Source organism: Rhodococcus spongiicola (assembly GCF_004011835.1).
Lineage (GTDB): Bacteria > Actinomycetota > Actinomycetes > Mycobacteriales > Mycobacteriaceae > Prescottella > Prescottella spongiicola.
This window is the reverse complement of the sequence record NZ_RKLN01000003.1, coordinates 444,505-460,661: the sequence shown is the minus strand read 5'-3', so window position 1 is coordinate 460,661 and position 16,157 is coordinate 444,505. Positions and strand designations below refer to the sequence as shown.

At 66.1% G+C, this 16,157-nt stretch carries 14 protein-coding genes, 6 tRNA genes and 1 pseudogene; 5 read left to right on the top strand and 16 right to left on the bottom strand.

Annotated features, from left to right (window positions below):
- Nucleotides 1–58 precede the first annotated feature (58 nt).
- Together EF834_RS10190 and EF834_RS10185 are read right to left on the bottom strand one after the other, a co-directional pair.
- Nucleotides 59–1,495 (bottom strand): WS/DGAT/MGAT family O-acyltransferase, encoded by a 1,437-nt coding sequence (locus EF834_RS10190; protein ID WP_164874112.1) that lies wholly within the window; start codon nt 1,493–1,495, stop codon nt 59–61.
- 359 nt (nt 1,496–1,854) lie between these two features.
- Nucleotides 1,855–2,436 (bottom strand): annotated as a pseudogene (locus tag EF834_RS10185) (DUF3000 domain-containing protein); the annotation flags it as partial.
- A gap of 87 nt (nt 2,437–2,523) precedes the next feature.
- On the opposite strand from EF834_RS10185, the gene hemE reads away from it, so the two are divergent.
- From hemE to hemQ, 3 genes are read left to right on the top strand one after another with little or no spacing between them, the layout of a single operon-like run.
- A complete protein-coding gene (gene hemE, locus EF834_RS10180) occupies nt 2,524–3,621 on the top strand; it encodes a uroporphyrinogen decarboxylase (RefSeq protein ID WP_127947075.1) in 1,098 nt (365 codons plus the stop codon).
- Nucleotides 3,618–4,994: a protoporphyrinogen oxidase gene (locus EF834_RS10175; RefSeq protein ID WP_127947074.1), complete on the top strand. Its 1,377-nt coding sequence runs from the start codon at nt 3,618–3,620 to the stop codon at nt 4,992–4,994. Before hemE ends, EF834_RS10175 begins: the two co-directional genes overlap by 4 nt.
- Before the next feature lie 4 nt (nt 4,995–4,998).
- On the top strand, nt 4,999–5,694 hold the full coding sequence (gene hemQ, locus EF834_RS10170; RefSeq protein WP_127947073.1) for a hydrogen peroxide-dependent heme synthase: 696 nt from the start codon (nt 4,999–5,001) through the stop codon (nt 5,692–5,694).
- Here the strand turns inward: hemQ and EF834_RS10165 are convergent.
- The 6 genes from EF834_RS10165 to EF834_RS10140 all read right to left on the bottom strand — a co-directional run bounded on the left by EF834_RS10165 (nt 5,678) and on the right by EF834_RS10140 (nt 10,791).
- Nucleotides 5,678–5,911 (bottom strand): hypothetical protein, encoded by a 234-nt coding sequence (locus EF834_RS10165; RefSeq protein WP_127947072.1) that lies wholly within the window; start codon nt 5,909–5,911, stop codon nt 5,678–5,680. The two genes, hemQ and EF834_RS10165, sit on opposite strands and share 17 nt — an antisense overlap.
- A 291-nt stretch (nt 5,912–6,202) precedes the next feature.
- Nucleotides 6,203–6,565 (bottom strand): PadR family transcriptional regulator, encoded by a 363-nt coding sequence (locus tag EF834_RS10160; protein WP_127947071.1) that lies wholly within the window; start codon nt 6,563–6,565, stop codon nt 6,203–6,205.
- A gap of 88 nt (nt 6,566–6,653) precedes the next feature.
- The gene (msrB, locus tag EF834_RS10155) at nt 6,654–7,091 is read right to left on the bottom strand and encodes a peptide-methionine (R)-S-oxide reductase MsrB (protein WP_127947070.1); all 438 of its coding nucleotides are present in this window, start codon (nt 7,089–7,091) and stop codon (nt 6,654–6,656) included.
- A 34-nt stretch (nt 7,092–7,125) separates the two neighbouring features.
- Nucleotides 7,126–8,376 (bottom strand): glycosyltransferase family 87 protein, encoded by a 1,251-nt coding sequence (locus EF834_RS10150; protein WP_127947069.1) that lies wholly within the window; start codon nt 8,374–8,376, stop codon nt 7,126–7,128.
- Nucleotides 8,377–8,426: 50 nt separating this feature from the next.
- A complete protein-coding gene (locus EF834_RS10145; protein WP_235871095.1) occupies nt 8,427–10,001 on the bottom strand; it encodes an alpha/beta fold hydrolase in 1,575 nt (524 codons plus the stop codon).
- Nucleotides 9,994–10,791, bottom strand: a complete 798-nt coding sequence (locus tag EF834_RS10140; RefSeq protein WP_127947068.1) for a pyrimidine reductase family protein — start codon at nt 10,789–10,791, stop codon at nt 9,994–9,996. The genes EF834_RS10145 and EF834_RS10140 overlap by 8 nt, the downstream gene beginning before the upstream one ends.
- 22 nt (nt 10,792–10,813) lie before the next feature.
- Here EF834_RS10140 and zapE point away from each other — a divergent pair, with 22 nt between their 5' ends.
- Entirely contained in the window at nt 10,814–11,827 is a 1,014-nt protein-coding gene (gene zapE, locus EF834_RS10135) for a cell division protein ZapE (protein WP_127947067.1), read from the top strand.
- Between the two features lie 104 nt (nt 11,828–11,931).
- Here zapE and EF834_RS10130 read toward each other — a convergent pair whose 3' ends face one another.
- The 7 genes from EF834_RS10130 to EF834_RS10100 all read right to left on the bottom strand — a co-directional run bounded on the left by EF834_RS10130 (nt 11,932) and on the right by EF834_RS10100 (nt 14,733).
- Nucleotides 11,932–12,462, bottom strand: a complete 531-nt coding sequence (locus EF834_RS10130) for a GNAT family N-acetyltransferase (RefSeq protein WP_127947066.1) — start codon at nt 12,460–12,462, stop codon at nt 11,932–11,934.
- Between the two features lie 231 nt (nt 12,463–12,693).
- The gene (locus EF834_RS10125; RefSeq protein ID WP_127947065.1) at nt 12,694–13,914 is read right to left on the bottom strand and encodes an MFS transporter; all 1,221 of its coding nucleotides are present in this window, start codon (nt 13,912–13,914) and stop codon (nt 12,694–12,696) included.
- A gap of 312 nt (nt 13,915–14,226) precedes the next feature.
- Nucleotides 14,227–14,301, bottom strand: a tRNA-Val gene (locus tag EF834_RS10120).
- 67 nt (nt 14,302–14,368) lie between these two features.
- Nucleotides 14,369–14,444: transfer RNA gene (locus EF834_RS10115), tRNA-Gly, on the bottom strand.
- 44 nt (nt 14,445–14,488) lie between these two features.
- A tRNA-Val gene (locus EF834_RS10110) sits at nt 14,489–14,563 on the bottom strand.
- A gap of 1 nt (nt 14,564) precedes the next feature.
- Nucleotides 14,565–14,635, bottom strand: a tRNA-Cys gene (locus EF834_RS10105).
- A gap of 25 nt (nt 14,636–14,660) precedes the next feature.
- Nucleotides 14,661–14,733, bottom strand: a tRNA-Gly gene (locus tag EF834_RS10100).
- Between the two features lie 382 nt (nt 14,734–15,115).
- Between EF834_RS10100 and EF834_RS10095 the strand changes: the two genes are divergently transcribed.
- A tRNA-Val gene (locus tag EF834_RS10095) sits at nt 15,116–15,187 on the top strand.
- 102 nt (nt 15,188–15,289) lie between these two features.
- Here the strand turns inward: EF834_RS10095 and EF834_RS10090 are convergent.
- The gene (locus EF834_RS10090) at nt 15,290–16,000 is read right to left on the bottom strand and encodes an SIMPL domain-containing protein (RefSeq protein WP_235871094.1); all 711 of its coding nucleotides are present in this window, start codon (nt 15,998–16,000) and stop codon (nt 15,290–15,292) included.
- Nucleotides 16,001–16,157: the final 157 nt, after the last annotated feature.

Genomic DNA, 16,157 nt, shown 5'->3' with positions numbered 1-16,157 from the left:
GCAAGCCCGGGTCTGCGCTGGGACGTCCTTCCTCTGGGGATCAACCGGCTGGGGGGGATCAACGAGCGGCAGGTCGCGCAGAGGCTGCGCGCCGCTTCTGCTTCCGGGTGTGCGCCCGCGCGGCCTTGACGAGTTCGGCGAGAGCTTCCGGGAACGCATCGGCGAGATCCCACAGGTGCGGCGCGAGTTCCTTGCAGGCGACAAGGCCGACGTCGAGGCGGCCGTTGAGCGACATCACCGTCACGTTGAGGCCGGCGCCGTGAAAGACCGGTCCGAGGGGGTACATCTGCTTGATGCGCGCGCCCATGAAGTACAGCGGCAGTGGGGGACCGGGCACGTTCGAGACCACCAGGTTGTGCACCACGGGGTGACGCTCGGCCAGCTTCAACGAGGCGTACACCCGCATCGCGCTCCCGAACACGGCCGGCGCGGCGAACTGCGCCCAGTCTTGTAGGAGCGTCGCACCGAGCGCTTCGTTGTGGTCCTTGTTGATCGTGTTGCGTTCCGCGATCATGTACAGCCGCTCGACCGGATCGGCGATATCGGTGCCGAGTTGGGTGAACATCGCCGAGATCTGGTTCGTCCCGGGGCGATCCGACTTGTCGTGTACCGAGACCGGGACGATGGACACCAGCGACTCATCGGGCAGTTCGTCGCGGTTCTCGAGGTACTTGCGCAGCGCGCCCGCGCACATCGTCAACACCACGTCGTTGACCTTGACTCCGAAGGTGTTCTTGACGAGCTTGACGTCGTCGAGGCTCAGTTCTCCGTACGCGATGCTTCGGTGTCCGGTTATCGCACCGTTCAGCGAGGTGCGCGGAGCAGTGAACGGTGCCGGCATGGCCTCGCCCTTGCGAGCCCTTTCGATCCAACGGGGCAACAGGGCCAGGCTGCCTGGCAGCATCTTCGCAATCCTCAACGGTCGTGCGACGAATGCCAGCATGCCGTCGACGGCGATGTCGAGCGAGCTGGCGGTGCCGGCTCCGTTGGGAATGTGGTCGAAGTCGGGTCGGGGAGCGTCGGGTTCGAGGCTGCACAGCTGAGACATCAGGTTGGCCCCGGTGACACCATCGACGTTCGCGTGGTGCATCTTCGACATCACCGCGATCGAGCCGTCCTCTAGACCTTCGATGAAGAACATCTCCCACAGCGGGCGCGCGCGATCCATGGGCTGGCTCGCGATCGATCCGCACAGCTCGGCCAGTTCCTCCCGACCGCCCGCGGGGACTGCGATCCGGTGGACGTGCCGCTCGATGTCGAAATCGGGGTCGTCGACCCAGACCGGATGGTCGAGGTTGAACCGTGTGTCCGCGAGGCGTCGTTTGAAGCTCGGCATCGCCTCCACACGAATCGCGAGTTCGTCGCGCAGTTTCGCGAACGAGTAGCCACCGGGGATCGTGGACCCATCCATGATGATCAGACCGCAGACATGGAGCATCTGTGTCGGGGTTTCGAGGTAGAGGAAGCTGGCGTCCATTCCGCTGAGTCTCTCCATGTAGTTAACGGTAGAACTGGTTCTAACTACTCGCTCGTGATGTGACAAAGGTCATGGTTGAGTACATTTGGAAGTGTCAGGTTACGTTCTTGTTTCGACGACTGGTTACTGCCAGGCGCACAGCGGGTGAATGCAGTGGCGAGCGTCCCGGGCACGCCGCGCCGGGACGAGTTTCGGTACGATCGGTCAGTGGTCGGAGATTGCTCCGCAGTTGCTCGCTGCCCCGACCGATCCCAAGATGACCGATCCCAAGATCCAGAAAGCTTGTCAGCGGCGATGTCCAGAGGCGGGGCTGCGCGAGCTTGTGCTTCGAGCGCCGTCGGGACACGTGTAGCTAGCGGCCCCGTTTGTCGGCGGCCCCGTTTGTCGAGTTCGGTGACTCCTGCGGGCGGGAGACCCGCGGCGTCGGCGAGGACATCGCAGTATGCCTCGACGTGCGGAGCCAGATCGGTCGACGTCGGGGTCCACGACGCCCGCAACTCGAGTTGGTGCGAGCGCGGTGGACCGGCGATGTCGCCGTATCGCACCGAAGTGGTCGAGGTGACCGTGCCGCCCAGCGCGACGATCTCGTCTGCCTTCGCCTCGAGCGCATCGACGAGCCAACTCCATGCGACCTCGGGGAGCAGTGGGTCGGCGGCGAGAGCGGGCTCTAGGTCGGCTTGGATGTACGCGACCAGTCGCATGGTGCCGTTCCACGCCTCGTCGCCATTGGGGTCGTACAGCAGGATCAGACGTCCGAACGCCTCCGCCTCGGATTGCTCGGCAGCGGTACCGATGTCGGGGTGGCGCACCTCGGCACCGATGGCGTAGCTGTACGGCGCGAGTCGCTGTGGCGGGCGGATCGGACCGACGGCTATCTCCGGGTGAACCACGGCGGAGTTCATGGCGTCGACGGCGGCGCGGAACGGCGCGGGTTCGCTGGATAATCCCGGGGGTGTCACACCGCGGACGTTAGACGCCGCACCTGGTAGCGCGGTGGAGGCGCGCCGATTCCGCCCCGGCGCGGCGTCATGGCAGCATGGAGCGCGATGAGCGGCTTGGAAGATACGAATGCAGGCATGGCCGGACGGACCGAGTACCCCGCTCGACGGGTTCTCGACGACGCGCCATTGTTGACCGCGGCCATCGGCCGCCCGGCGAAGCATCGACCCGTGTGGTTCATGCGCCAGGCCGGACGTTCGTTGCCGGAGTATCGGAAAATACGGGGAGGGATCGGGATGCTCGAATCCTGTTTCGACCCGGAACTCGTCTGTGAGATCACGATGCAGCCCGTGCGGCGGCACAAGGTCGACGCAGCGATCCTGTTCTCCGACATTGTCGTTCCGCTCAAGGCAGCCGGCGTCGACCTCGACATCGTGGCCGGCGTCGGACCGGTTGTGGCGAATCCGGTTCGATCGAGGGCCGACGTCGAGGCGCTGCCCCGGCTGGTCCCCGACGAGGTCGGCGCCGTCGCGCACGCGGTGCGCTTGCTCACCGCGGAGCTGGGCCCAACACCGCTGATCGGTTTCGCCGGTGCTCCTTTCACGCTCGCGTCGTACTTGGTCGAGGGCGGTCCGAGCCGTAACCACGAGCGGACCAAGGCGCTCATGCACGCCGACCCCAAGACGTGGCACTCGCTGCTGGGCCGAATCACCGACATCACCATCGCGTTCCTGCAGGCGCAGCTGCACGCCGGAGTCGACGCGCTGCAACTGTTCGACTCCTGGGCCGGTGCGCTGTCGTTGGCCGAGTACCGCGAGTTCGTGCTGCCGCACTCCGAGCGGGTGTTCATCGAGGTCGAGTCCGCGCGGGTTCCGCGCATCCACTTCGGTGTAGGCACCGGTGAGCTGCTCGGTGCGATGGGCGAAGCCGGTGCCGACGTCGTCGGCGTGGACTGGCGGATCCCGCTCGACGAGGCGGCGCGTCGCGTCGGACCGGGCAAGTCGCTGCAGGGCAACCTGGATCCGGCCGTGCTGTTCGCGGGCTGGGACGCGGTGGAGAAACAGGTCCGGCGCATCTGCCGTGAGGCAGACGCCGCAATCGCGGCCGGTGCAACCGGGCACATCTTCAACCTCGGACACGGGGTTCTTCCGGAGACCGATCCGGCAGTACTGACCGACGTCGTGGAGTTGGTGCATTCGCTGTGACCGGTCGGCGTCTCTCGGTAGGGGTCGTCGGCGGCGGCGTCACCGGTTTGGTCGCGGCGTACCGGCTGCGCCAGCTGTTGGGTGCCGACGCCGAGATCACCATCGTCGAGGCGGAGTCCCGATTCGGTGGCAAGCTGCGCACGGTGCCACTCGGGGACGGCCTGGTTGACGTCGGCGCGGAGGCGTTCATAGCCCGACGGCCCGAGGTGGCCGACTTGATCGTCGAGCTCGGCCTCGAGGACCAGTTGGTCCATCCGGCCGGACGGCAGCCGCTCATCTGGTCCGGAGGGCAGCTGCACCCCTTGCCCGCCCGCACCCTCATGGGCATCCCGGCGGCGGCGGAATCGGTAGCCGGGCTCGTCGACGCCGACACCCTCGCGCGGATCGCCGCAGAACCGTCGGTGCCTTTCGAGTGGGACGACGTCGCAGACGTCGACGTCGCGACCTTGGTCGCCGGTCGCTTCGGCGAGCAGGTGGTGCGCCGCAGCGTCGACCCACTGCTCGGTGGCGTCTACTCGGGCCTGTCCGACTCGATCGGCGTGAGGGCCGCCCTCCCGGCGCTTGCGGCCGCGCTCGACGCAGGTGCGACCAGCCTCACCGCCGCGGTGCTCGCGGCTCTGCCGACACCGTCACCTGGTCCCGTGTTCGGAACCTTGCGCGACGGCTACGGAACACTGCTCGAGGCGCTTCGCTACGCCGCCGGCCCGCGCGAGATCCTCGACGCGCCCGTCACGGGGCTGCGCCGCGACGAACGGGGCTGGTGGCTCGAGCCGGTCGGTCACGTCGACGGTGTGGTCCTCGCCGTACCCGCCCCGGACATGGTCCGACTGGTCGCCGAGCCTGCCCCGCGACTCGCTGCGGCTGCCCGGGACATCGAACTCGCATCCTCTGCGGTCGTGGCACTGGCCCTGCCTCGCGACAAGGCCACTGAGACGGGGATTCCGGAGAACTCCGGCATCCTCGTTGCGACGGGAGAATCCCTGGGGGCCAAAGCATTCACGCTGTCGAGCCGCAAGTGGCCGCACCTCGCCACGCGAGACGTCGCGCTGGTGCGCGCCTCGTACGGCCGGTTCGGCGACGCGGCCGTGGTCGATGCACCAGACGCCGACCTGATCGCGATGGCGCGGGGGGACCTCGAGACGGTCACCGGCGTCCAGGCCGAGCCGGTCGAAGCGTTCGTCCAGCGGTGGCACGGCGGGCTGCCGCAATACGCGCCCGGCCACCTAGACCGGGTCGCGGCGATCGAAGCCGCGGCCGGTGAGATCGACGGTCTCGAGGTCGCCGGCGCCTATCTGCACGGGGTCGGGGTTCCGGCGTGCGTGGCGTCGGCGACCACGGCCGCGACACGCCTCGCGGCGCGAGTGGCAGGATGAGGCCATGGCACGCCTCGACTACGACAAGCTCAACTCCACCCTTCGCTACGCGATGTTCTCGGTCTTCCAGGTTCAGCCCGGCGTTCTCGGCGAGGACCGCGCTGCCGCGGTGAAGAACGCCCAGGACTTCTTCGACTCCTTCGAAGACAGTGACGTCGTCGTGCGCGGCATCTACGACGTCGCAGGCGTCCGGGCCGACGCGGATTTCATGATCTGGACGCACGCGGAGCGGCTCGAGGACCTGCAGAAGCTGTATGCCGACTTCCGTCGCACCACCGACCTGGGTCAGGCGAGCGATCCGGTGTGGTCCAACGTCGCGCTGCACCGCCCGGCCGAGTTCAACAAGAGCCACGTTCCAGCATTCATCGCGGGCGAGGATCCGGGCAACTACCTCTGTGTGTACCCGTTCGTGCGCTCGTACGAGTGGTACCTGCTGCCCGAGGCGGAGCGCCGCAAGATGCTCGCCGACCACGGCAAGGCCGGCCGTGGCTACCCGGACGTGCGTGCCAACACCGTTCCCGCGTTCGCGCTCGGTGACTACGAGTGGATCCTCGCGTTCGAGGCGCCCGAGCTCGACCGCATCGTCGACCTGATGCGCGACCTGCGCGCCACCGAGGCGCGCATGCACGTGCGCGAGGAGACCCCGTTCTTCACCGGCCCACGCGTGTCCGTCGAGCAGTTGGTCAACTCGCTGCCGTAACCGCAGCCCGCGGGCGAGTGGCGAAGTAGCGGGCGAAGGTGGCCGTCGCGGCGAGGACGACGGCCACGGCTGTGATGACTGAGATGAATGTCTCGGGTTCGGTTGTGAATCCGAGTACCCGCGCAACCCCGACGCCCGCTGCCGTCGCCACCGCGGCGCCGGCCTGCAGGGTGGCAGCGAGCCACTTGGCGGTGCTTCCTGAGCGTGGATCGCGCACTTGGCGCAACGTCATGAACTGGGACGACCAGCAGAATGCGTAGGGATCGTCCGGACAGCCCGCGTTCGTCGGCCCATGCCCGTAGGGTGTGCTCGGGGTCTTCGCCAATGACCGTGCTGGCAGGCAGCCCAGCCGCGCCGGCGGCGGTCAGTTCGGCCGACAACTCGGCGAGCAGGACACGGCGGTCCGCGGGCCGCACCGCTGCCCTGAGCCATATGCGGGCAGCTTGTCGCAGGATCCGCGGGTCGGCCTCCGGTTGTGACGGTTCGGTCGGTTCGTAGTTGTCCTCGTTCACGAGTGTTCCTCCCCTGATGTGGTTTCCGGATTCGGACCCAGTAGTGCATCGACACTCTTGGCCACCTTGAACCATTCGGCTGTTCCCTCTGTGAGTGCCTTTCGGCCGTCGGCGGACAACGAGTAGTACTTCCTCGGCGGACCCGATTCGGAGCGGCGGCTCTCGGATTCGACCAATCCGGCCTTCTCGAGGCGGGCGAGCAGTGGGTAGGACGAACCTCCCGCTACCAGCAGGTCCTGCTCGGCCAGTCTCTCGGTGAGTTCGTAGCCGTAGACGGGTCGTTCCCGAAGCACGGCGAGCAGGCAGAGATCGAGCACTCCTCGCAGGATCAGGCTGCGGCGTTCCACCGATGGACTCATGCACAACAAGGTAGCAGTAACTTGGTAAGCAAGCTACTACATTCGAGAAGGTGCCCCAGCGGCCGACTGGCCGCCAGGGGGTGGAGTTCTAAGAGCCGTCCGCGGACTGCAGTCGCAGCGAGATGCTGTTGATGCAGTAGCGCTTGTCGGTCGGGGTCGGGTACCCCTCGCCCTCGAATACGTGACCGAGATGGCTGTGGCAGTTGCTGCACACGACCTCGACCCGTCGCATCCCCAGGGAGTTGTCGGGGCGCAGGATCACGGCATCGGAGTCGGCCGGATCGAAGAACGACGGCCACCCGCAGTGCGATTCGAACTTCTCGGTGCTGCGGAACAGCTCGGCGCCGCATCCGCGACACGTGTACACGCCCTCGGTCTCGGTGTTCGTGTACTCGCCGACGTGCGGTCGTTCCGTTCCGGCTTGCCGCAGCACGTGATACTCCTCGGGAGTCAGGTGCGCTCGCCACTCGGTGTCATCGCGACGGAACTTCGGTTCGGGGAGACCGGAATCCTGTGTCGAACTCATGCCTCCACGCTAATACGTGCCGCCGTAGGCGGCGTCACAGCTTGGCCGGTGTGGGTGTCGGCGCCGGCCCGTCGGAGACGAGGAAATCGGGGTCGATGCCGCGGTCGAGGCGACCCTCACGTCTTGCGAAGAGGTACCGGTTCACCAGCACTGCGAACACGACGAAGAGCAGCAGGCTCCACCCCAGCGTGGGCTTGAGATACTCGGCGGCTCGACCGGCTTGCAAGAACCGGTGCGAGATCCAGTCGTCGGCGCTGAGGATGCCGTAGAGCGCGAGCCACGCCGGCCAGTTGCGAATCACCGAGTTGCGTAGCACCACGGTCATCACGAGCGGGAAGAGCAGCATCGAGTAGTACAGCTGGCCGAGCGAGCCGAGCAGGAACGATGCCGTAAGCAGCACCCCCGAGCTGGTCGCGATGAAGAACAGCTCGTCGTTGCGGTAGTACCGGTAGAGCAGCCACAGGGATACCGCGACCATTGCGGCGAACCCGATGCGCAGTACCCAGATCAGCGCGACGGGCAGCCCGTAGTACGTTCCGTTGCCGACGATCGCACTGTTGAAGTAGTCGCGCGACTCCGTCAGGTAGGGCACCGTGTGCTGGATGAACGCCATCGGGTCCACCGACAGTGGCCACGCGATGGCGGTCAGTACGAGCGGGACGCCGATAGCGGTGACGAACACCTTCCACTGACCTCGTACGAGAGGCAACAACATCAACGGCGCCAGAATTGGCTTCACCGCGAAGGTCAGACCGATTGCCGCGCCCGACCACAGGTCTTTGCGGCGGAGCATCAACAACAGGAAGGCGATCTCGCCGAGCAGAACGAGCCCGTTGATGTTCGTGAATACCAGTGTGTTCGTCACCGTCTCGGTGGAGAAGGCGGCGAACAGCGTGATGGGTGCCGCGATGGAGTTCAGGGCCAGATTGAACATCTTGAGCAGCAGATACAGCGCGATGATTACGGCGATCGCGTTGACCAGGATGAACAGCCAACGGGACTTCTCCGGATCGATGATCGCGATCGGTGCCATGAGCAGCGTGCCGCTCGGTGGGTAGAGATAGTGCGGGTCCACCGAGTTGAAGTTGGCGGTGTAGACCTCACGACGATTGAGGAATGCCAGGGCGGCCTGATAGACCGGCGCAAAGTCGTCCGTGACGGATCCGTTGACCGCCCTGATGACCACTCGATGGATCACCGTCATCACGGCGATGGGCCACAGCGCGAAGTTGATGACCTCGGCGGTGGTGCGGCCGGTACGCGGCTCGAATCGTCGAAGGAACACGACGGCACGTTACACCGTTGGTCGAGCGCACTGGGCCGGGCACCCCCAGCTCAGGCCGGACACGCGCTGCCGTTCGGCGGCAGTGTTGCCGAATCCAGGTACCGGTCGAGAGCCTGACGCGCGCAATCGGAGTGCGTGACGACAGGGTGTCCGTATCCCTCCCAGGTCACGCTTGACCACATGGCACCCGCGCTCGTCAGGCTGCCGGTGACAGTCGCCATCCCGCCATTGCCGATCACGGGATCCGCCGCGCCGCTGAACACGAGGACGGGAACCGGGATCGTGCTGGGTAGCGGTGGTGGTGCCATCGTCGGCCAGGCGGCACACCGCATCAGTGCCACCGCGGCGTCGGCGCCGAAGACCGGGTACTTCTCCGCCCATGTCTGCTGTAGGTCCTTCGCGCGTCCCGGACCGGGCCATTGCTGGCCGTCGCTGCACCGCGCCACGAATTGGCCGTCGGTGCCGACCGCCGTTTCCGAGGTTTCGATCAGATCTTGCAGCGGCGCGACGTCGCCGCCCTCGGCGGTCGCCAGGATGTCCGCCAACTCGCGGACCCGTGCGGCCTGGTCACCCCTCGGCGACCCGATGAATGCCGAGACGGCGGTGAGTAGGGAACTGGACGACACCGCCTCGAGTCTCCCGGCAGCTGCTTGGTCGCGCAGTGCCGTGATCGTCGCGGTCGGGTCCGGACCGAGAGAGCAGTTCAACGCCGCACACCGGCGGCTGAAGTCGGCGAGCGCCGCTTCCTGCCCCTGGACTCGCTGTTCGGCGGCCGTTGCAGCGTCGACAGTGGTCGCCGGGGGTGCATCGAGTACCAACCGCCCCACATGTGCCGGGTACTTCGCCGCGTAAGCGAGGGCGACGGCAGCACCGTTGCCGGTACCGAGCAGGCCCAGGCCGTCAACCTGCCATAGCTGGCGGAGTTGCTCGAGGTCGTCCGCGGCGTGCGAGGTGTCGAAGTCGAGTTCGTAGGGCTGCAGTTCGTCGGTGCATTCGACCGTCGCGTCCCGCCCCAACGCGGCCACTTCGTCGACGGTGGATGCGTCGCCTGCCGTGAACTGCCCGAGATCTGCGAGTGCTCGACGGTCGACCCTAGGACCGCAGTCCAGCGGCGTCGAAGTGCCGATGCCGCGCCGGTCGATCGCGACGATCGGCTGCCGTTCGAGCAAACTTGCGCTCGGGCCGGTCGCCAGCGCGGCTAGGGTGCTCGTCGAGGCCAGGTCGGAACCCGACGTGAGAACCAGAGGTGCGACATTGTCGGGAGTCTGTGGCAGCCGAGCACGCATCGCGCCGATCTGGATCACGTGTGCCCTGCGTTCGGACGCGTCGACGGATGTGGTGAAACGAGCGCACTCGAGCGACAGTCCCGCCGGACCCGCCCCGAGGCCCAAGGGCCCGAGGGTCGAGTCTTTGCAGTCGGCCCAATCGAGATCTCGCACCGGGGTCTGCAGTTGTGGAATGTCGGGGGTCGTTTCGGTCGTCGGCGCGGAACCACCGCCTTGTTCGACGACGGCGACCTCGGGTCGATCGGAGGGCCCGGCACCGCACGCCGTGCTGACAGCCAGGACGATCGCGGCCACCCCGATTCTGCGCATGCCGAACAGCCTGCCAGGTCGCTCACTCATCGCGGGTCCGTACCCATCGGGTGAGCAGGGTTCCGTCGCCGTCGCCGAGGACGTGCACGCGGGTCATCGGTGTCGGACAAGCGCTGGGGGAGACGGCGATCCGTCCGGCGCCGCCGGCCACCAGTTTCGGCGACGTCGTAAGGCAGAGTTCGTCGACGACACCGTCGGCGGTGAGTGTGCCGAAGAGCCCCGGTCCGCCCTCACACAGCACTCGGTGAAGCCTCCGACGCTGGAGGGCGGCGACGATCGCGAAACCGGTGATCGCGTCCTCGGAGACGACCTCGACGTCGGCGCCCGCGGCGCGCAACCGACCGAGGCCTCCGACGTCTACCCGGGCCGACGTCAACACCAGCGGCGGCACGGCCGTATCGGTGAACAGCCTCGACGTCGGATCGAGCCGTCCGCTCGCGGTGACAACCGCGATCGGTGGGACCTCGGCGAGCCCGCGCTCGCGGCGTCGGGCAGCCAGTGCACCACCTGTGCGCGCGCCGCCGTAGTTCTCGGCCCGGACTGTGCCGGCGCCGACGACGATCACGTCGGCGAGCTCGCGAAGCACCCCGAACACGCGCTGGTCGGCGGGTGTGCCCAGCCGCGCGCTGGTGCCGTCGACGGTCGCGGCTCCGTCGATGCTGGAGATGAAGTTGACACGCACCCAGGGCCTGTCGAGCGGCGTCGGATAGCCGTACAGTGACCGCAGGTCTTCGTCGCGCAACTCGGCCGGCCAGTCGCCGCCGGTCTCGTCCCGTGTGAGGTAGCTCGCATTATCCAGGCGGTGCACGTGTTCGATCACAGCACGTCTATACGCTCGGTGCATGTATGCGCGTCTTGTCGATCGCAATCCGGTGGTGCCGGCCGATCAGTTGGTAGCTCAAATGGTGCCCCCGGCGATGTTCGACGAGGTCAGTTTCGCGTCCTACATTCCCGACCCCAAGGAACCCAGTCAGGCCACCGCGGTTCGCACGGCCGAGGAGTTCTCCGCAAAGGTCGCCAAGATCCGTAGTGGTGGCCGACGCGGCCTGTTCGGGCGCAAGACTCAGGCGACGGGCGCCGGCCTGTACCTCGATGGTGGCTTCGGCGTCGGCAAGACTCACCTGCTCGCATCGATCTTCCACAGCTCGCCGTCCCCCAAGGCATTCGGAACGTTCGTCGAGTTGACGCACGTGGTGGGTGCCCTCGGCTTCAACCGGGCTGTCGAGGAGTTGTCGTCGCACAGTGTGCTGTGCATCGACGAGTTCGAACTCGACGATCCGGGTGACACGATGCTCATCTCCCGACTGTTGACGGAGTTGTCCGTACGCGGGGTCTCGATCGTCGCGACGTCGAACACCTTGCCCGGCCAGCTCGGCGAGGGCCGCTTCGCCGCACAGGATTTTCTGCGCGAGATCAAGAAGCTGGCCTCGATTTTCGAGACCATCCGCGTCGACGGCCCCGACTACCGCCACCGTGACCTGCCGCCGGCGCCAGAGCCCACCGACGACGCCGACCTGATCGAGCGGGCGAAGTCGATCGACGGCGCCACGCTGGACGAGTTCGACGAGCTGTGCACGCACCTGAGCACCCAGCACCCCTCGCGCTACGGCAAGCTCGTCGAGGGGATTCCGGCGGTGTTCCTCAAGGGTGTGCGCCCGGCGGAGGACCAGTCCGTCGCGCTTCGTCTGGTCGTCCTCGCCGACCGCCTGTACGACGCCGGTATCCCCGTCACGGTGTCCGGTGCGAAGCTCGACGAGATCTTCACGCCGGAGATGCTCGCCGGCGGTTACCGCAAGAAGTACCTCCGTGCCACGTCGCGTCTTCTCGCTCTGTCGCGGTTCGAGGTCGCTGCCTGACCGACCCGGGTATTGCCTCGGGACGATGCTTCGGTCAGCTGCGTCGTCGGTCAGATGCCGTTTCGCATTCAGATGCTGCGTTGCTTTCAGATGCTGCGTTGCTTTCAGATGCTGCGTTGCATCACGAAGTCGTGGTGCGTCTGCGCGCCCACTTGGAAGGTCTTCGTGCCGACTTTCTTGAAGCCGTTCTTGACGTAGAACCTTTGCGCACGCTCGTTCTCCTGGTTGACGCCCAGCCACACACCGGCGCAGTTCGCGTTGCGCGCGTAGTCGACCACGGCATGCATGAGTGCCGAAGATACTCCCGCGCCGTGCTTGTCGGGCAGCACATACAGTTTGCTGATCTCCGTTGTCGGAAGCAGCGACACCGCAGACCGGACGTCCTCGTCCTCGGGTGCGCCGTCGATGAGCATCACGTAGCCCACGATCTCACCGTTGCTGGTTGCCTTGAGGACCGTGCGAGTCGGATCCGTGAGGTACTCGCTGAACTTTTCCACCGAGAGAACGTTGTCGATGAATGCTGCGATGTCTTCCTTCGTCGCGTGCGGTGGGCAAGCGAGCGGGAAGGTCGCCGCAGCGACGTCAGCGAGTGCCTCTGCGTCCCAGAGTCCGGCGCGGTCCACGGAAATCGTCACAACCTCACCTCGAGTGCATCGTCGTCCGTCCCGGTAAGTACACCACTGTCCGGGTCGGACGCGTTGGCACTGTCCGGGTCGGACGCGTTGGCACTGTCCGGGTCGGACGCGTTGGCACTGTCCGGGTCGGACGCGTTGGCACTGTCCGGGTCGGACGCGTTGGCACCGTCCGGGACGGACGCGTTGGCACCGTCCGGGTCGGACCTGTTGGCACCGTCCGGGTGTGCCCGGTCAGGACGTGGTGGACCTCGATTTCGTCTCGGTGGCGGCGGTAGAAACCTGCCTCGGCGCGAACGCGGGCGCGAGCAGGAACAATGCGGCTGCGAACAGCAGCGGCGCGATGAAGCCGATACGTAGATCGGTGGCCCACGCCAGGCCGCCGATCACTGCACCGCCGATCACGGTGCCGGCGTAGTTGAACATGTTGATCCGCGCGATGACGGCATCGGTCTGGTCCGGTGGTGCGAGCCGTCCTGCCGCGCTGAAACACAAGGGAGCGACGACCGGGGCGCCGAGGCCTACTACGAAGAACCCGGCGAGGGCGACGGCGGGGGCCTGCGCAAGCACGACGACGAGCAAACCGACGACGCTGACCGTTGCGCCGACGCGAACGACGGCGATCTCGCCGAATCGGCGCACCCAATAGTCGCCCGTCAGACGGGAGATCAGGGCTGTGATCTGGTACGCGGCCATCGCGAGGGCGGCGGTGCTTGCATCGGACAGCAGCACTTCTTTGAGGTACAGCGCCGACCAGTTGCCGATTCCGAAGTCGATCGCATAGAAGAGCACCATCGCGGCCCCGAGCGCGAGGAACGGCCACAGGGGAACCGACAGGGGTCCGGCTGGCATGTCGGATGTTCGCTGATGTCCTGTATGCAGCAGGCGCGGCCCGATAGCCCAACATCCGAGTGCAACGACCGCGGCGGCGATCAGCACGCACACTTCGACGGAGAGTCCAAAGCCGGAAAATGCCGAAACGAAGAGCGCACCCAGGATCGCGCCGACGCTCCATGCCGCGTGGAATGACGACAGGATGACTCGTCCGTAGGCGTGCTGGATGGAAACCGCCTGCATGTTGGCGGCGGCGTCGACCATGCCCAGTCCGATCCCGTAGAACGCGAACGCCGCAAGGAATGTCGTTGTCGAGGAAGCGAATGCAATGAAGACGGCGGCAGCAGCGATGACGAGCAGGCCGACCCGCAGCGTGGTTCGACTGGAGGTGGCCTTCGCGAGTTGTTCGGCGACCACGCTTCCAACCCCGGCCACGATGGACACACCGACCACCGCGCCCACCACGAGACTGTCGCTGAATCCGAGGTCGTCCTTGAACTGCGGGAGCTGCGTGAGTAGGGCGGCCAGCATGAACCCTTGGAGACCGAAGGCGACCGCTGCGGAAACTCGCGCTCGGCTGAGGGTGTTCGCGTTTCGATTCACTGGACGAGTGTCCAACATTCAGCTCTGTTTCGTGGCGTGTTTGGTCCGCTGTTCATCGCGGTGAAACAGCAATCGCCGTACCGGCGTTGGGCGACGGACTGGGAGTGGCGCCCGCGGCGGCGTACCAAGATCTCGGCGCTGAAGAAGCCTGGAACAGAAATGAGCCCCAGCCGTGGATGGGGGGTCTTGGCTGGGGCTCCGCACCATCGGGGGGATGGCACCGACGACAATACATGAGGAATCCCTCACGTTCGAGTCTGCTGGATCAGTCGAAGATGGATCCGCCGCGCAAGAAAACGGGGCACCTCCGCGTGGAGGTGCCCCGTTCGTTGGTGCGCGATACTGGGATTGAACCAGTGACCTCTTCCGTGTCAGGGAAGCGCTCTCCCGCTGAGCTAATCGCGCGGGTCTCTTCATGCGAAGCCCCCAGAATCCTGGGGGCTTCGTGGTCGGCCTTTTCGAGGGCCGACCCTGGAGCGGATGACGGGATTCGAACCCGCGACCCTCACCTTGGCAAGGTGATGCGCTACCAGCTGCGCTACATCCGCATGTTGTTCACTCGAGCTCCTCGGCAGCATACCGCCTCGAAACTTGGTGCGCGATACTGGGATTGAACCAGTGACCTCTTCCGTGTCAGGGAAGCGCTCTCCCGCTGAGCTAATCGCGCGAGGTGGAGACGGGAATCGAACCCGTGTGCACGGCTTTGCAGGCCGTTGCCTCACCACTCGGCCACTCCACCATAAAAGGTCGAGTCCAACCTCTCGAGCGGATGACGGGATTCGAACCCGCGACCCTCACCTTGGCAAGGTGATGCGCTACCAGCTGCGCTACATCCGCATTTGCTCCGGTGGGCGGCGTTTCGTCCCCGGTGCGGAGAGAACATTAGCGGACCACTCGAGAAAGGCACAAACCCGCTGGTCAGAATTGGGACGTGCGCACTTGCCGGCATTTGCGTAAGTGTGCGAGCGGACCGATTCGAGACGCCGTAGCCGTCGGCCATCGGACGTCGGCGACCACCAAATCCAGCTGTTCGCGGGGTCCCCTCGACGGCGATCTCGACCCTCATTCGTGCTTCGGGACTTGGGTTCTCCGTTGTCCCCAGATCGATCATGGTCAGGTGTGGATCGATCGAAGCGAATTACAACCAGGGGATTCGTACTCGGGTGCGGGTGCGTGTTAGTGTTTCGTCTCGTTCGGCCGCGAGGTGTTGTCGTGGCTCGGTCCCGTGGCTCAGTGGAAGAGCGTCCCGTTCACACCGGGGAGGTCGCTGGTTCGATCCCAGCCGGGACCACAACAGGAAGAGGCTCCGTCCGATGTATCGGACGGAGCCTCTTCCGTTCCTTGTACTTTCGATCCTTCCCGCTCTCGGCGTGATTCGCGGGTGCAGGGTCGGTCAGCGGATCTCGTACGTCACCGCGACGTGCACGTCGAGTTCCTGCGAACCGGGCTCGATGGGAACCGCGTCCATCCTGGCTTCGGGCGAGGCGTACGGCGTCGGCACACCCGGGGAGGTCTGGGGGATCTCCACGATTGACCGCACTTTGCCCAGCGTCACCCCGGCGGCGTCCGCGATCTGTCGGGCCTGCGCCTGGGCCTGCTGCACCGCCTGTGCGCGTGCCTCGGCGCGCAGTTCACCGTCGTCGGCGATGGAGAATGTTGTCTGTTGTATCCGTATCGCGTCACCGACTGCGCTCGCCGCGGCGTCGATGAGTTCTCCAGCCGCAGGGATGTCGTGCAGGGTTGCAGTCACCTGATTGGTGACTCGGTACCCGTTGATGCGGGCACCGCCCTGTTCCCAGGTCGGGTTCACGGCAAGATTGCTCGTCTGGATGTCTTCCGCTGCCACCCCGCTGGTCTTCAGAGTGTCGATCAGGGCAGTGGCCTTCTCGGAGTTCTCGGCAAGCGCTGCCTGCGCGCTTGCGGCTTGCGTTTGGACGCCTAATACCACCGTGAGGGTGTCGGGGGTGCCCGTTACCGTGCCGGTGCCCTGGGAACTGATTCCAGCGGGTTGACCATCCGCGGGGTCCGACGGACCCCGCGAGCATCCCGTGATGACCAGGATCGACACGGCGGTCGCGCCGGCAGCCATGAGGACCCGGCTCATTCGTTGTCTGTGCATTGGCTCACTATCCATCAACGCCCACGGCGACACGCCCGGATCGTCCGGATCGATCGAGCTTGCGCGACTCGGATACGTGCGGGGCGTAACAGTGGTGACGCCCCGTGCCTCGGTACGCTTGAGGTGTGCCGGCATGTCGGTC

What these genes read in the sequence shown, in the direction of transcription:
- EF834_RS10190 (WP_164874112.1), bottom strand. Translation starts at nt 1,495, where the DNA reads ATGGAGAGACTCAGCGGAATGGACGCCAGCTTCCTCTACCTCGAAACC.
- hemE (WP_127947075.1), top strand. Translation starts at nt 2,524, where the DNA reads ATGAGCGGCTTGGAAGATACGAATGCAGGCATGGCCGGACGGACCGAG.
- hemQ (WP_127947073.1), top strand. Translation starts at nt 4,999, where the DNA reads ATGGCACGCCTCGACTACGACAAGCTCAACTCCACCCTTCGCTACGCG.
- EF834_RS10160 (WP_127947071.1), bottom strand. Translation starts at nt 6,565, where the DNA reads ATGAGTCCATCGGTGGAACGCCGCAGCCTGATCCTGCGAGGAGTGCTC.
- msrB (WP_127947070.1), bottom strand. Translation starts at nt 7,091, where the DNA reads ATGAGTTCGACACAGGATTCCGGTCTCCCCGAACCGAAGTTCCGTCGC.
- EF834_RS10145 (WP_235871095.1), bottom strand. Translation starts at nt 10,001, where the DNA reads ATGAGTGAGCGACCTGGCAGGCTGTTCGGCATGCGCAGAATCGGGGTG.
- zapE (WP_127947067.1), top strand. Translation starts at nt 10,814, where the DNA reads ATGTATGCGCGTCTTGTCGATCGCAATCCGGTGGTGCCGGCCGATCAG.
- EF834_RS10125 (WP_127947065.1), bottom strand. Translation starts at nt 13,914, where the DNA reads ATGTTGGACACTCGTCCAGTGAATCGAAACGCGAACACCCTCAGCCGA.
- EF834_RS10090 (WP_235871094.1), bottom strand. Translation starts at nt 16,000, where the DNA reads ATGAGCCGGGTCCTCATGGCTGCCGGCGCGACCGCCGTGTCGATCCTG.